This window comes from Sinorhizobium psoraleae, assembly GCF_013283645.1.
GTDB classification, from domain to species: domain Bacteria; phylum Pseudomonadota; class Alphaproteobacteria; order Rhizobiales; family Rhizobiaceae; genus Sinorhizobium; species Sinorhizobium psoraleae.
In genome coordinates, this window is record NZ_JABEKV010000002.1 from 1203313 (window position 1) to 1215457 (window position 12145).

Genomic DNA, 12145 nt, shown 5'->3' on the forward strand with positions numbered 1-12145 from the left:
CGGCGATTGCCGCCGGTCCTGGGAAACGGCGCGAGAGGACAGCAGGAGCCGCGATGAACGCCCCCCTTCAATCCGCAAGAAATCCCGTCGATCCCGTGAAGCTCGAAAAGCTCGCGGAGGTCGCCGTCAAGGTCGGCCTGCAGCTCCAGAGGGGCCAGGACCTGGTGGTGACCGCGCCGATCGCGGCGCTGCCGCTCGTGCGCCTCATCACCAAGCATGCCTATATGGCCGGCGCGGGTTTGGTGACGACGTTCTATTCCGATGAGGAAAGTACGCTTGCCCGTTACGCCCATGCGCCGGACGAGAGCTTCGATCGCGCAAGCGACTGGCTTTACGAAGGCATGGCCAAGGCCTATGCCGGCGGCGCCGCGCGGCTCGCCATTGCCGGCGACAACCCGATGATGCTTTCGGCGCAGGATCCGGCGAAGGTCGCCCGGGCGAACAAGGCGAACTCCATCGCCTACAAGCCGGCGCTCGAAAAGATCTCCAACTTCGACATCAACTGGAACATCGTCTCCTATCCGAACCCGGCCTGGGCGAAGCAAATGTTTCCGGACGATCCCGAAACGGTAGCCGTCGAAAAGCTGGCAAACGCGATCTTCGCGGCCTCGCGCGTAGACGTCGATGATCCGATCGCAGCCTGGAAGGAGCACAATGCCAACCTCAACAGGCGCTCCGCATGGCTGAACGGCGAACGCTTTGCCGCGCTGCATTTCACCGGCCCGGGCACGGATCTCACCGTCGGGCTTGCGGATGGCCACGAGTGGCATGGCGGCGCCTCGACCGCCAAGAACGGCATCACCTGCAACCCGAACATCCCGACCGAAGAGGTGTTCACGACGCCGCATGCGCTGCGCGTCGAAGGTCATGTATCGAGCACGAAGCCTCTATCGCACCAAGGCACGCTGATCGACAATATCCAGGTGCGGTTCGAGGGCGGACGGATCGTCGAAGCCAAGGCTTCGCGCGGCGAGGAAGTGCTGAAGAAGGTTCTAGACACCGACGAGGGCGCCCGCCGGCTCGGCGAAGTGGCGCTGGTGCCGCATTCCTCGCCGATCTCGGCGAGCGGCATCCTCTTCTACAACACGCTCTTCGATGAGAACGCCTCCTGCCACATCGCGCTCGGCCAATGCTACTCGAAGTGCTTCCTCGATGGCGCCAACCTCAATCAGGAACAGATCCGGGCGCAGGGCGGCAATTCGAGCCTGATCCACATCGACTGGATGATCGGTTCGGACAAGATCGATATCGACGGCGTACGGGCGGACGGCAGCCGCGTGCCGGTCATGCGGAAGGGCGAGTGGGCTTGACGACACTCGGCGTCATCGGCGGCGCCGGCTGGCTGGGCGGAGCACTGCTTCGCCCAGTGCTTGCGGACGGCGTCGTTCAGGAGGATGCGCTTGTCATTTCCTCGCGCAGCGGCAGGGCGGAGGGTTTCGAAGCCTGGCCGGGCGTTCATTTTACAAACGATAATGCCGCGCTGGCCGCTGCGGCCGACATCGTGCTTCTTTCGGTCAGGCCTCAGGACCTCGATGCAATCCGCCTCGACCTCTCCGGCAAGCTCGTCATTTCGGTGATGGCGATGGTGACCAGCGCCGAACTTGCCTCACGCTTCCGGACGAGGCGCGTGATCCGCGCCATGCCCAATGCCTGCGCGGAGAAAAGACTTTCCTTCACACCCTGGTTTGCAAGCCAGGACGCAACCGCCGAAGACTGCCTCTTCACCGAGCGGTTCTTCGCCTCCTCGGGAGAGGCCCTGCGCGTAGGCAGCGAGGCGGAGCTGAACTATTTCACGGCGCTGACGGGATCCGGCCCTGCCTTTCTCGCCGCCTTCGCCGATGCGATGATCCGCGGCGCGGTCGCCGACGGCGGCATAGCGCCCGCAACGGCGGAAAGGGCCGTCCGGCGGCTCTTTCTCGGCGGCAGCACGCTTCTTGCCGAGGCCGAGCAAACCCCGGCCGAAATTGTCGAGACCTTCGTCAGCTATGCCGGAACGACCGCCGCCGGGCTCGAGACCATGGCCGCAGCGGATATCCGCACGCCCATTGCCAAAGGGCTGAGAGCCGCGGCGGAACGCGCCGCCGCTGGTCACGCACGCCGAACCACCTGAGCCCGCTGGCTGAGCCATACACTCGCGAGCACGACGGCGATCCCGGCCGATTGGGCGACTGTCAGTTGCTGGTCGAGCACGCCCCAGCCGAGCAGGATCGCCACGACCGGACTGAGGAAGCCGAGCGGCGCAACTGCTGACGGCTCAAGCCGCGAGAGCCCGCGAAACCACAGAAGATAGGTGAAGGCGGCGCCGATCAGGCCGAGATAGGCGAAACCGGCGACATTCGCGACACTTAACGGCGGCAAGGATGGTTCCAAAAGAAGCACCGCGGGAACCAGCAGCAAGCCGCCTGCCGCGAGTTGCCAGGCAGTAAAGGTCAGCGGCGAGACTGGGGGCGCCCAGTGACGGCTGAGCACCGTGCCGAAAGCCATCGAAACGGCGCCGGCGAGCCCGGCGACGATCCCGATCGGATCGAGCGCGGCCCCGGGGGTCAGCACCAGAAGGGCAACGCCGGCCATGCCGGCGACACCGGCGACGACGCTCAGCACCTTGATCGGCGAGCCGATCACCACGCGGGAGAGCACGACGACGATCAGTGGTTGGATGGCGCCGACGGTCGCGGCGACGCCACCGGGAAGACGGTAGGCCGAGACGAACAGCATCGCCTGGAAAAAGGAGAAGTTGAGCGCGCCGAGTACGAAGCTGCGCAGCCACCAGTTCCTCTTCGGCATTTGCCGGACGATGAGCAAAAGAATGAGTCCCGCCGGCAGAGCCCTGAGCATCGCAACCGTCAGCGGGTAGCCGGATGGCAGGAATTCCGTGGTGACCAGATAGGTGCTTCCCCAGATGGCCGGTGCTACGGCCGTGAGGCCGATGTCGAAGCTGCGCGTGTTCATGTCTCTTTATCTCAAGTATCTTCACGTCAAGATATCGCCATTTTAGCCGCAATTATCTTGACGTCAAGATATCTGGAGATTAGAGCGGATATGACTGGGCGGAAAAGGTTCGGCGCTGCCTCGCTGTTGCGGATCGATATGGAAGAGCTCGATAAGGACCACGTGGACAAGATCCTGGCGCAGTGGCGCCGGGAGCGGCCGGAGCTAGACGTTTCGGCGATGGGTCTTCTCGGTCGCCTGGCGCGGGTTAGGGCGCATGTTGCGGGGGAGCAGGAAAAGATCTTCAGCGATCACGGCCTGACATCGGCGAGCTTCGACGTGTTGGCGACGCTCCGGCGCTCTGGCCCCCCCTTTCAGCTTTCCCCCGGCGAACTACTTGCGGCAACCATGGTCACCTCGGGCACGATGACCAATCGTATCGACCAACTCGAGAAGGCCGGCCTCGTCGAGCGGCTCGACAATCCGGAAGACCGGCGCGGCGTGATCATCGCGCTCACGCCGGAGGGCCTGAAACGTATTGACGCAGCGGCGGCGGCCCATGTCACCAATCAGCAGCGCCTGGTCGCCGGTCTTGAGCCCGCAGAACGGGAAGCGCTCAACGGGCTGCTCCGGAAATTCCTGGCGACATTCGAATGAAATCACCTCCGGAGCGGGATGCGGCCGAAAAACCGCGCGCACTTCTTCTCATCCTGCTCTAGATCCGGCTCACCAAAGCGCGTACGCGTTCGAGATGGCGCTGGCGCTTCGCCTGCGTCGCCCGGTCCATGTCGTGCATGCTGATCATGCGGAAGTCGAGACTCTTGCCGCAGAAGGCGGCGATGCCGCGCTTGAGCAGTCGTTTCACCGGATTGCCCATGTAAAGATGCACGACCCACCAGGGTGAACCGGTGCTGGTCAGCGCCCAGAACAGCTTGATATTGCCGAGCCGCGGGACAATCCTCCCGCCCGCCGGATCATGATCGAAGGCGACGCCGGGTGCGAAGACGCGATCGAAGAAGCCCTTGAGGATTGCCGGGAAATTGAACCACCATTGCGGAAACACGAGCACCAGCCCGTCCGCCGCCTTGATCCGCGCGATCCACGCCGAGACATCCGAGGCATCATAGTGCTCGTGGAAATAGCTGCCGCGCTCCGTAACAGTCAGGCGCGGGTCGAAGCCCTCGCGATAGAGGTCGAGCAGGTCGACCGTGTGGCCCCTGCCCTCAAGCGCTTTCCTGGCCACGCGCGCGACGCTTGCCGCAAAGCTGTCCTCGAGCGGATGGGCGAGCACCATCAGGATATGCATCGGCATCGATCCAATAGCTGCGGCGGGATGCGGTCACAAAACCGCGGGCACTTCTTCCCAACCCGCTCAAAACAGGCTGCCCTGCTTGGGCGGCCCGGAAGCAGGCTGAGGCGACCGTGGCGAACGCTTCTTCGGCTCTTGCGGCGAAGGGGGCGCGCCGCCCTCGCCTGCGACCGCCGACACGCTGCCATCGACGAATTCCAGCGAGAGCGCCATACCGGGCTCGACCGCTGCGGCCTCTTTCACCGGCCGGCCCGCCCCATCGCGCACCAGCGCGAAGCCGCGCTTGAGCACGTTGCGATAGGACAGCGATTGCAGCACGCGGTCCTGCGCGACGAGCACGCCCTTCAGCCTCCGCATCTCGCCGGCGATAGCGGCGTCAGACCGTGCGCGAAAGCCTGCGACGCGATCCGACGCGCGGTGGATCTGTCCGATGAGCCGCGACGGCAGGGCGCGAAGCGAAGCGTCGGCGGCGGAGACACGCGACTGGCCACGATGGACCTGGCGCTCGACGATCCGTTCGGCCCGGTTGATCGCCTCCGAGAGATGCCGGCGACGATCGCTGATCCTCGTCGTCAAGAGATCCGACCGGAGATGCGCGGCGGTGCGCTCGAAGGCACGGCGCTTGTTGGTGGTGTTCATTTGCAGGCCACGGCCAAGGCCCGCCGATGCCTCGTCGAAACGACGGCGCGGCAGCGCCAGCAACTGATCGAGCGAAGGCAGCGCGCGGGCAAGCGAGCGCAGCTCCTGCCGGCGGTTCTCCATCTGTCGTGCGACCGCCGCCTTCAGTCGCGCCGACAGCGCCGACACCTCCGCTTCGAGGTCCGCCTTCACCGGCACGGCCATTTCGGCGGCACCGGTCGGCGTCGGCGCCCGGTGATCGGCGGCATAGTCGATCAGGGTCCAGTCGGTCTCGTGACCGACGGCCGAGATCAGCGGGATATCGGACGCCGCCACGGCGCGCACGACGACCTCGTCGTTGAAACTCCAGAGGTCCTCGAGACTGCCGCCGCCGCGGGCGACGATCAGCACGTCCGGGCGCGGGATCGGTCCGCCGATCGCCAGCGCGTTGAAACCCTGAATGGCTGCCGCCACTTCGTCACCGGAGCCGTCGCCCTGAACGCGCACCGGCCAGACGACGACATGGACGGGGAAGCGATCCGCAATGCGGTGGAGAATGTCGCGGATGACGGCGCCGGTCGGCGACGTCACCACGCCGATCACCTTCGGCATGAAGGGCAGCGGCCGCTTGCGCCCGGCGTCGAACAGACCTTCGGCGGCAAGCTTGCGCTTGCGCTCGTCGATGAGCGCCATAAGCGCGCCGGCGCCCGCCGGCTCTAACGATTCGATGACGATCTGATATTTGGACGAGCCTGGGAAGGTCGTGACCTTGCCGGTCGCGATGACCTCCATGCCCTCTTCCGGGCGGAACTTCAGCCGCGAGAACGCGCCTTTCCAAATGACCGCGTCTATACGGGCGCGATCATCCTTCAGCGAAAAATAGGCGTGGCCCGAAGAGTGCGGACCGCGATAGCCGGAAATCTCGCCGCGCACGCGAACCTGATCGAACGCCTGCTCGACCGTGCGTTTGATCGAGCCGGAAAGTTCCGAGACCGAATATTCGGCGAGATTGGACGGCGAAGCGGAATCGAAGAACGAGTTCATGCGACCTTTGTAACCGACGGCGCCCCGAAGATCAGCAGCCGCTCGCCGCTATCTACCATTTTTCTGTCAATCGCGGATTATTCTGCGACTTGCGGTAGAACATCCGCCTTGAGCCGGAAGAGTTTCACGCCCGTTCCCGCCGTGACCGGCAATGGCTCAAGGAAATCCGGTACGTCCCCCGAGACGAGACGACCATAAAGCCCCTCGGGCGCCCGTTTTGTGATCATCCGCGTCTGCGGATCGTCGGCACAGAAGGCCAGCAAGGGGTCGCCCAATGCCTTCAGCATCCGCGCCGCCTCATCCGGCGTCGCCAATCCGATCCGGAGTTCCGCCAACATGCCTTGCGGATTTCTGTGATAGGGCGCGCTCAAGGCGCGATGTTCGGTGAACCGCAGGATCGAAGCGCCCATGTTCGACGGATCGACAACAAGGGTCGCGGGTTCGATCTTCTGCAGATCCGCCATAGCCGCCGACGAATAGCAATGCCCCGCACCCTTCGGCCCGCCGGTGGCATTGCCCGCCAGTTGGACCACACCGTTAACCGCCAGCTCACCCGCGACCGCCCACACAGCGGGAACGGAAACGAGCGCAGCGGTGAGATAGATCACGGATGCCAATGGAGCTCCTGCTTCCCGCATCGATTTCGACCTTAGATCGACGAGCAGAAGCGAAATCGGCAAAATCGAAAGCAGGTTTGCAAAGACGGCTGCACGAACCTGCATCAGCGCAATGCCCCAATTGACGAGAACCACCGCCAGCAGGATGAGGGACAGGCCGGTGCGTTCGCCTCGCCAGATGCGCCATAAGCAAAGTCCTACGGCAAGAAGCCCTGCAGCATAGAAGGTGCCAAGGTTGGCCGGATCTGACTCGGCGATGAACAGGAACGATCGCGCTTCGGTGACGCGATCCAGCCACAGCTCGCGGAGCAACGGATCGAGATCGGCAAGCGGATTTCGCAGACACTCCGGCGCAAGACCCAGAAGCACGCCCGCGATCACGACGCCGTTGAAGGAGAGAACCGCAAATCGCGCGGGTCGCTGAAGACGGCTTGCAACGAGCGCTGCGCCGGCGAGCAAGACGCCGCCCGTCGCCGACAGGGCGTAGAATGCGATCGAGAGGCTATCGCAGGTCACCGCGCGATAGAGATGCGGCGATACGGTCAGAAAGAAAGCAGCGCTGACGGTTGCAGCCAGAGTCGCGCCGAAAGCGGCGGCCGCGGCAGCAAACACCTGCCCCTCCCACGCCCATATGACGGCGACGACGAGGCATATGACCGCAACGAAGGGTGTCGTCTCGACGCCGATGGCGACTGCCAAGGCAGCGGCAGCACCGGCGATCGCGAAGTTTGTCGCCCTGTATCGCTGATCGACCAACATTGCCACCATTGTCGCGACCAGAACGAGCTGGACATTGTGGTGATCGATCGCACCCGCCAGAAAGCGGTTGCTGGTGGCAACGAAGATCGCCGCGAATCCGAGGCAGAAATGCATGCATTGCGGTCCACCTATCCGCCAGCCTGCCAAACCCATGGCGGCAAGCAATGGTATGACCAGCAGGAGCGGCCAGATCGCCAAGGCGATCATTTCTGCTCGCTCGGCACCTGCAAACGGTTCGAAAAGGGAAATGATCGCCGCGAGCGGCAGATCGATGAGACGTGACCAGTGCATCAACGTGCCGCCATCAAGGCCGAGCCTCGTCTGGGTGAGGTCGAACCAGCTTTGACCGGCCAGCAGGTCGTGAACTTGGACAAGTCGCATTACGTCGTCGTTGTCGCGGCCCACATAGTCTTCGGCGAGCAACATCTTGACGATGAGAAAAGCGATCACCGGCAGGGAGTAGGCGAATACCATCGCCGGCAGTCGCGACCAGAAAGGAGAGTGCTTTGCGCCGGCGTGCTCATGCGACGCAAGTGATGTCCCAACTGTCTCTGCCATCGGACTGTCTACCCGCCGCCGGGATCACGGCAGCGTTTTGGATGGAAACCGGTCCCAGCAGCGCTGCATGATCGATCAAATTGATTGCGAAGAACCGCGTCACGGGTTCTGCTTGAAATACGCCGCGATTCTAGCGGGCGCCGATCAAGAAAGCGTAAAGCCGGCGCTGCCGGATCGTCTCGAAGCTCCGACACGCATAGCGTCTTGTTAACCGCACCGCGTGTAGGATCGCGTCAGTTCCCGCCACCGGATCAGCGACCCATGTCCGATCAGCTAGACATTGCCGTCCTCCTGCCTTGCTACAACGAGGCATCGACGATCGGTCAGGTCGTACGCGATTTCAGGGCGGCGCTGCCTTCCGCGCACATCTATGTCTATGACAACAATTCGATCGACGGGACCGCCCTGCAGGCGATGCTCGCCGGAGCTACGGTCGTGCGCGAGCGCCGCCAGGGCAAGGGCCATGTCGTCCGCCGGATGTTCGCCGATATCGATGCCGACATCTACGTCATGGCCGATGGGGACGGCACCTATTCGCCCGCCGATGCCGAAGACCTCATTCGCACGCTCCTGACCGAGCAGGCGGACATGGTTGTCGGAACCCGCAGGCATATCCGCGTGGAAGCTGGACGTCAGGGCCACGCCTTCGGCAACCGCATCTTCAATCGTCTCTATCGTTCGATCTTCGGCACCGATTTCAGCGATATATTCTCCGGCTACCGGGCGTTTTCGCGCCGTTTCGTGAAGAGTTTTCCTGCCGTCTCCAACGGTTTCGAGATCGAAACGGAAATGTCCGTGCACGCATCGCGGCTCAAATTGCCCGTCAATGAGCTCGAGCTCGACTATGGTCGGCGGCCCGAGGGCTCGCATTCGAAGCTTTCGACGTTCAAGGACGGCGCCAAGATCCTCTGGATGTTTGCGATGCTGATGAAGGAGACGCGGCCTTTCGCGTTTTTCGGCCTGATCAGCGCGGCGTTCCTGACAGCAAGCCTCATATTCATGGCGCCGGTGCTCATCGAATATTTTGAAACCGGCCTCGTGCCGCGCCTGCCGACCTGGGTCTTTTCGATGGCCCTGATCCTGGTTGCGATAATGCTGCTTACTGCCGGCCTCATTCTCGATTCCGTCTCGCGCGCTCGAACGGAGCAGTTGCGGATCCACTACATGACGATCGCCCGGCAAAAATCGCACGGCGGCAAAAAATCGCAAGCCTCACCTGTCGCGCTGCCAAAGCGGCGGGGCAGGAAAGCTGCCGCCTGATTATTAGGGACATTGCCGATGAATCGGGAGACGACAAACCGCATACGCTTCGTCATCGAAGACGTCATTCCTCCCATACTGCGCGATTCCCGCCTCTTCAAAGGGATGGCGAGTCTTGCCTGGGGCGACCATATCGCCCATCTCGCGCGCTTTCGCGAACGGGCGCCCTTCCTCTCGGCCGCGGAGTACGAACAGCTCTACCGGCAGCATCCGCGCGTGCATGAAGGGACCGACAATTCCGAGGCCTGTATCCGCAAGATCACGGCCGAGATCCGCGGTACCAGCGTCTGCGACGTCGGCTGCGGAACCGGCGCCCTCCTCAAGCGGATCAGAAGCGCCAATCCGAAACTCGAGCGGCTTTCCGGCGTTGATTTCGCCATCGACGATGCCTCGGCCATCGACAACGTCGAATTTGTTGCCGCCAAGATCGAGGAACTGCCGTTTTCAGATGGAGAGTTCGATACGGTCGTCTGCACCCACGTGATCGAGCATATCCTCGACTATCGCCGAGCGATATCGGAGCTCCGGCGCATCGCACGGCAGCGGGTGATCATCGTTGTGCCGCGCGAGCGGGAATACCGCTATACGTTCAACCCGCATTTCAACTTCTTCCCCTATACGCATTCTTTCCTGCGGGCGATGCATCCGGTGCCCGAGCGACATGAGTGCGTCGACATCGGGCGCGACATTTTCTACCGCGAAGATAAGGCGTGAGGTCGGGGGAATGACCGCTTTCAATCTCGCGCCGGCCGTCTGGTTCGGCCTGATCTTCACACCGATCCTGATTTCGACCGGGCAGATCCTGTTCAAGCTGACAAGCTCCGAAACAGGCGGCTTCGACTTTCGGAGCCTGGCGGCGCTTGTGTCGAATCCAATACTGCTGACGGCGCTGGCCCTCTATGGCCTCGGTACGATCATCTGGATCTTCACCTTGAGGTCCGTGCCGCTGACGCTCGCCTATTCCTTCATGGCGCTGACATTCTGCTTCGTGCCACTGTTTGCCGCCTTTTTTCTCGGCGAGACCCTTACTATTCGGTATGCCGCCGGCGCCGCGCTCATCATCGGCGGCATGATCGTCATAAATTCCTGACTCGCGTCCGGGAAACGCATCCTGGCTTCGCCGATCATCAGCCCTGCTGCTCGAAGAAGCGTCGCGTTGGGTCGTCGGCCGGAAAGAAGGATTCGATCAGGACACCCTCCACCAGCGCGTCCTGTGTGGAGCCGAAGGTTGAAAGCGTCGTGATGAAGCGCAATTCGGTCGCGCCGAGCCGCAGTTCGATCGGCAGCACGGGCAGCCGGTCGGTCTCAGGATAATTCTCGATTGCCCGGGCGACCGCCGGATCGGCCACAAGCCGCTCCAGTCGTCTTTGCAAGGGGCTGCGCGGCCCCTGCAGCCATGCCTCCATACGCACCCTCTGCACCAAGTCCGCGGCGGCTGCCTCCCAGTTGATGACGAGCGCGCGGATGCTCTCCGATCCGAGGAAGGCGTCGAGGAAGTTCTGGCCGGGGTTGACGGGAATCTCTGCGGCCTCCGCGAGCGCGGCAAATGCGGGGCTGCTAAGCAGGACGGTATATTCATGGTCAAAGACAAGGCCGGGATAGGGAGCATGGCGATCGAGCATCAGACGGATCGCGCTTGCGACGGCGGCAGGCATCGCGTCAAGCGCGGTGGCAGGGCGCGTCGCCACCCGCGGCCGGTAACCGGCCGCAGTAAAGAGCATGCCCTGGTCCCGAGCAGGGATATCGAGTACCGACGCCAGCCGGAGGATCATCCCCTCGGAGGGTTTCGAGCGGCCGGTTTCCAGGAACGAAAGGTGGCGCGCCGAAATCCCCGCGGCGACGGCGAGATCAAGCTGGCTCATGCGGCGATGCCCGCGCCATTCCTTCAGGTGACGGCCGAATTCCATGAACCCTTTCCTCCGTTGCGCCGGCAGATTGGCCCGATGGAAGCGCAAAATCCATTACTTCGGAGGTAATTGGGTCCATGATCAGCCGCTGAGTGGAACGCTTCCGGCAAATGGCCCGCTCAAGGCGGGCCATCATTCGCCGGCTAATGTCTTCGTGTCAGATCGCTTCCCAGCCATCCTTTTCGCTCGCGCGGTAGATAGCGTCGATGAACCCTTGGTTGAGGCGCGAGTTCTCAAGTGCCACCACTTCCTCAGGCTGACCGAGTGCCGCGCGCGAGAAGGCCTCGGCCTCGAGCTTGTATTGGCGCGCATCCTGGAAACGGAAGAGTTGCGACTGGGCGTGGTTCTGGTTGGTCAGTTCCACTTCCTCGCGGCCGTACCGGTCCGCATTGAAGGGCGATTTCACCTCGATGTAGCCGTTGTCGCCGTGGAAGACCATGACCTGGCGGGCAGCAAGCTGGGTCGAGATGTAGAAGCTCAGCTCGAAATCGCCGAAGTCGGCGCGCACGCTCGAATAGATGTCGGTGCCGAATTCGGGGTCACGGTCGGTAGTGGCCTGAACGCGAAGCGGTTCCTTGCCGGTGACGAAACGCGTCGTGATCGTCGGATAGACGCCGATATCCGGCAGGCCGCCGCCGCCGAGTTCCGGGACGTTGCGCATGTTGCCGGGATCGCGATTGTAATAGGTGAACGCCCCCTGGACATGCCGGAGCTTGCCGATCGCGCCCTCGGCAAGGAGCGAGCGCACCTTCCGCCACACCGGGCTGTAGGTCACCATGAAAGCTTCCGAAACCAGCACCTTGTTGCGGTCGCGCGCCGCGATCAGCGTGTCGATCTCCTCCGCCTTGAGCGCGATCGGCTTTTCGCAGAGCACGTGCTTGCCGGCATCGGCGGCCTTGATGGTCCATTCCACGTGCTGCGAAGTCGGCAGCGGAATGTAGACGGCGTCGATCACATCGGATGCCAGCATTTCCTCGTAGGATCCGAACGCATGCGGCACGGAGAAGCGGTCGGCCATCGCCCTCGCCTTGGCGAGATCGCGGCTGGCGATTGCCGTGACGACACAGTTTTCCGCGTCCTGAATGGCAGGCACGACAAGTTCACGGCCGATCTTGGCCGTCGACAGAATTCCGAAACGCAGCATG

General features: G+C 63.0%; 12 protein-coding genes. 6 read left to right on the forward strand and 6 right to left on the reverse strand.

The window, feature by feature from the left end; all coding sequences use genetic code 11:
• The first annotated feature begins 53 nt into the window (after positions 1 to 53).
• Together ILFOPFJJ_RS14430 and ILFOPFJJ_RS14435 are read left to right on the forward strand one after the other, a co-directional pair.
• Entirely contained in the window at positions 54 to 1310 is a 1257-nt protein-coding gene (locus ILFOPFJJ_RS14430) for an aminopeptidase (protein ID WP_173511209.1), read from the forward strand.
• The gene (locus ILFOPFJJ_RS14435) at positions 1301 to 2110 is read left to right on the forward strand and encodes a pyrroline-5-carboxylate reductase family protein (protein WP_173511210.1); all 810 of its coding nucleotides are present in this window, start codon (positions 1301 to 1303) and stop codon (positions 2108 to 2110) included. Before ILFOPFJJ_RS14430 ends, ILFOPFJJ_RS14435 begins: the two co-directional genes overlap by 10 nt.
• On the opposite strand, the gene ILFOPFJJ_RS14440 is transcribed toward ILFOPFJJ_RS14435, so the two are convergent.
• Positions 2089 to 2949, reverse strand: coding sequence for an EamA family transporter (locus tag ILFOPFJJ_RS14440; RefSeq protein WP_173511211.1), 861 nt, complete (start codon positions 2947 to 2949; stop codon positions 2089 to 2091). The genes ILFOPFJJ_RS14435 and ILFOPFJJ_RS14440 overlap by 22 nt on opposite strands.
• A gap of 138 nt (positions 2950 to 3087) precedes the next feature.
• On the opposite strand from ILFOPFJJ_RS14440, the gene ILFOPFJJ_RS14445 reads away from it, so the two are divergent.
• The gene (locus tag ILFOPFJJ_RS14445) at positions 3088 to 3585 is read left to right on the forward strand and encodes a MarR family winged helix-turn-helix transcriptional regulator (protein ID WP_173511521.1); all 498 of its coding nucleotides are present in this window, start codon (positions 3088 to 3090) and stop codon (positions 3583 to 3585) included.
• A 58-nt stretch (positions 3586 to 3643) separates the two neighbouring features.
• On the opposite strand, the gene ILFOPFJJ_RS14450 is transcribed toward ILFOPFJJ_RS14445, so the two are convergent.
• The 3 genes from ILFOPFJJ_RS14450 to ILFOPFJJ_RS14460 all read right to left on the reverse strand — a co-directional run bounded on the left by ILFOPFJJ_RS14450 (position 3644) and on the right by ILFOPFJJ_RS14460 (position 7833).
• Positions 3644 to 4234 carry an NAD(P)H-dependent oxidoreductase gene (locus ILFOPFJJ_RS14450; RefSeq protein ID WP_173511212.1) on the reverse strand — a complete coding sequence of 197 codons (591 nt, stop codon included), beginning with the start codon at positions 4232 to 4234 and terminating at the stop codon, positions 3644 to 3646.
• Between the two features lie 66 nt (positions 4235 to 4300).
• Entirely contained in the window at positions 4301 to 5899 is a 1599-nt protein-coding gene (gene xseA / locus ILFOPFJJ_RS14455) for an exodeoxyribonuclease VII large subunit (protein ID WP_173511213.1), read from the reverse strand.
• Positions 5900 to 5976: 77 nt separating this feature from the next.
• Positions 5977 to 7833: a hypothetical protein gene (locus tag ILFOPFJJ_RS14460; protein WP_173511214.1), complete on the reverse strand. Its 1857-nt coding sequence runs from the start codon at positions 7831 to 7833 to the stop codon at positions 5977 to 5979.
• A gap of 261 nt (positions 7834 to 8094) precedes the next feature.
• Between ILFOPFJJ_RS14460 and ILFOPFJJ_RS14465 the strand changes: the two genes are divergently transcribed.
• From ILFOPFJJ_RS14465 to ILFOPFJJ_RS14475, 3 genes are read left to right on the forward strand one after another with little or no spacing between them, the layout of a single operon-like run.
• Positions 8095 to 9093, forward strand: coding sequence for a glycosyltransferase (locus tag ILFOPFJJ_RS14465; RefSeq protein ID WP_173511215.1), 999 nt, complete (start codon positions 8095 to 8097; stop codon positions 9091 to 9093).
• Between the two features lie 18 nt (positions 9094 to 9111).
• Positions 9112 to 9807, forward strand: coding sequence for a class I SAM-dependent methyltransferase (locus tag ILFOPFJJ_RS14470; protein WP_173511216.1), 696 nt, complete (start codon positions 9112 to 9114; stop codon positions 9805 to 9807).
• A 10-nt stretch (positions 9808 to 9817) separates the two neighbouring features.
• Positions 9818 to 10183 (forward strand): DMT family transporter, encoded by a 366-nt coding sequence (locus ILFOPFJJ_RS14475; protein ID WP_173511217.1) that lies wholly within the window; start codon positions 9818 to 9820, stop codon positions 10181 to 10183.
• A gap of 37 nt (positions 10184 to 10220) precedes the next feature.
• On the opposite strand, the gene ILFOPFJJ_RS14480 is transcribed toward ILFOPFJJ_RS14475, so the two are convergent.
• Both ILFOPFJJ_RS14480 and ILFOPFJJ_RS14485 read right to left on the reverse strand, forming a co-directional pair.
• Positions 10221 to 11000 (reverse strand): helix-turn-helix domain-containing protein, encoded by a 780-nt coding sequence (locus tag ILFOPFJJ_RS14480; protein ID WP_173511218.1) that lies wholly within the window; start codon positions 10998 to 11000, stop codon positions 10221 to 10223.
• Positions 11001 to 11157: 157 nt separating this feature from the next.
• A complete protein-coding gene (locus ILFOPFJJ_RS14485; RefSeq protein WP_173511219.1) occupies positions 11158 to 12144 on the reverse strand; it encodes a Gfo/Idh/MocA family protein in 987 nt (328 codons plus the stop codon).
• Position 12145: the final 1 nt, after the last annotated feature.

What these genes read in the sequence shown, in the direction of transcription:
- ILFOPFJJ_RS14480 (WP_173511218.1), bottom strand. Translation starts at nt 11,000, where the DNA reads ATGGAATTCGGCCGTCACCTGAAGGAATGGCGCGGGCATCGCCGCATG.
- ILFOPFJJ_RS14475 (WP_173511217.1), top strand. Translation starts at nt 9,818, where the DNA reads ATGACCGCTTTCAATCTCGCGCCGGCCGTCTGGTTCGGCCTGATCTTC.
- ILFOPFJJ_RS14445 (WP_173511521.1), top strand. Translation starts at nt 3,088, where the DNA reads ATGGAAGAGCTCGATAAGGACCACGTGGACAAGATCCTGGCGCAGTGG.
- ILFOPFJJ_RS14485 (WP_173511219.1), bottom strand. Translation starts at nt 12,144, where the DNA reads ATGCTGCGTTTCGGAATTCTGTCGACGGCCAAGATCGGCCGTGAACTT.
- ILFOPFJJ_RS14470 (WP_173511216.1), top strand. Translation starts at nt 9,112, where the DNA reads ATGAATCGGGAGACGACAAACCGCATACGCTTCGTCATCGAAGACGTC.
- xseA (WP_173511213.1), bottom strand. Translation starts at nt 5,899, where the DNA reads ATGAACTCGTTCTTCGATTCCGCTTCGCCGTCCAATCTCGCCGAATAT.
- ILFOPFJJ_RS14460 (WP_173511214.1), bottom strand. Translation starts at nt 7,833, where the DNA reads ATGGCAGAGACAGTTGGGACATCACTTGCGTCGCATGAGCACGCCGGC.
- ILFOPFJJ_RS14440 (WP_173511211.1), bottom strand. Translation starts at nt 2,949, where the DNA reads ATGAACACGCGCAGCTTCGACATCGGCCTCACGGCCGTAGCACCGGCC.
- ILFOPFJJ_RS14430 (WP_173511209.1), top strand. Translation starts at nt 54, where the DNA reads ATGAACGCCCCCCTTCAATCCGCAAGAAATCCCGTCGATCCCGTGAAG.
- ILFOPFJJ_RS14450 (WP_173511212.1), bottom strand. Translation starts at nt 4,234, where the DNA reads ATGCATATCCTGATGGTGCTCGCCCATCCGCTCGAGGACAGCTTTGCG.
- ILFOPFJJ_RS14465 (WP_173511215.1), top strand. Translation starts at nt 8,095, where the DNA reads ATGTCCGATCAGCTAGACATTGCCGTCCTCCTGCCTTGCTACAACGAG.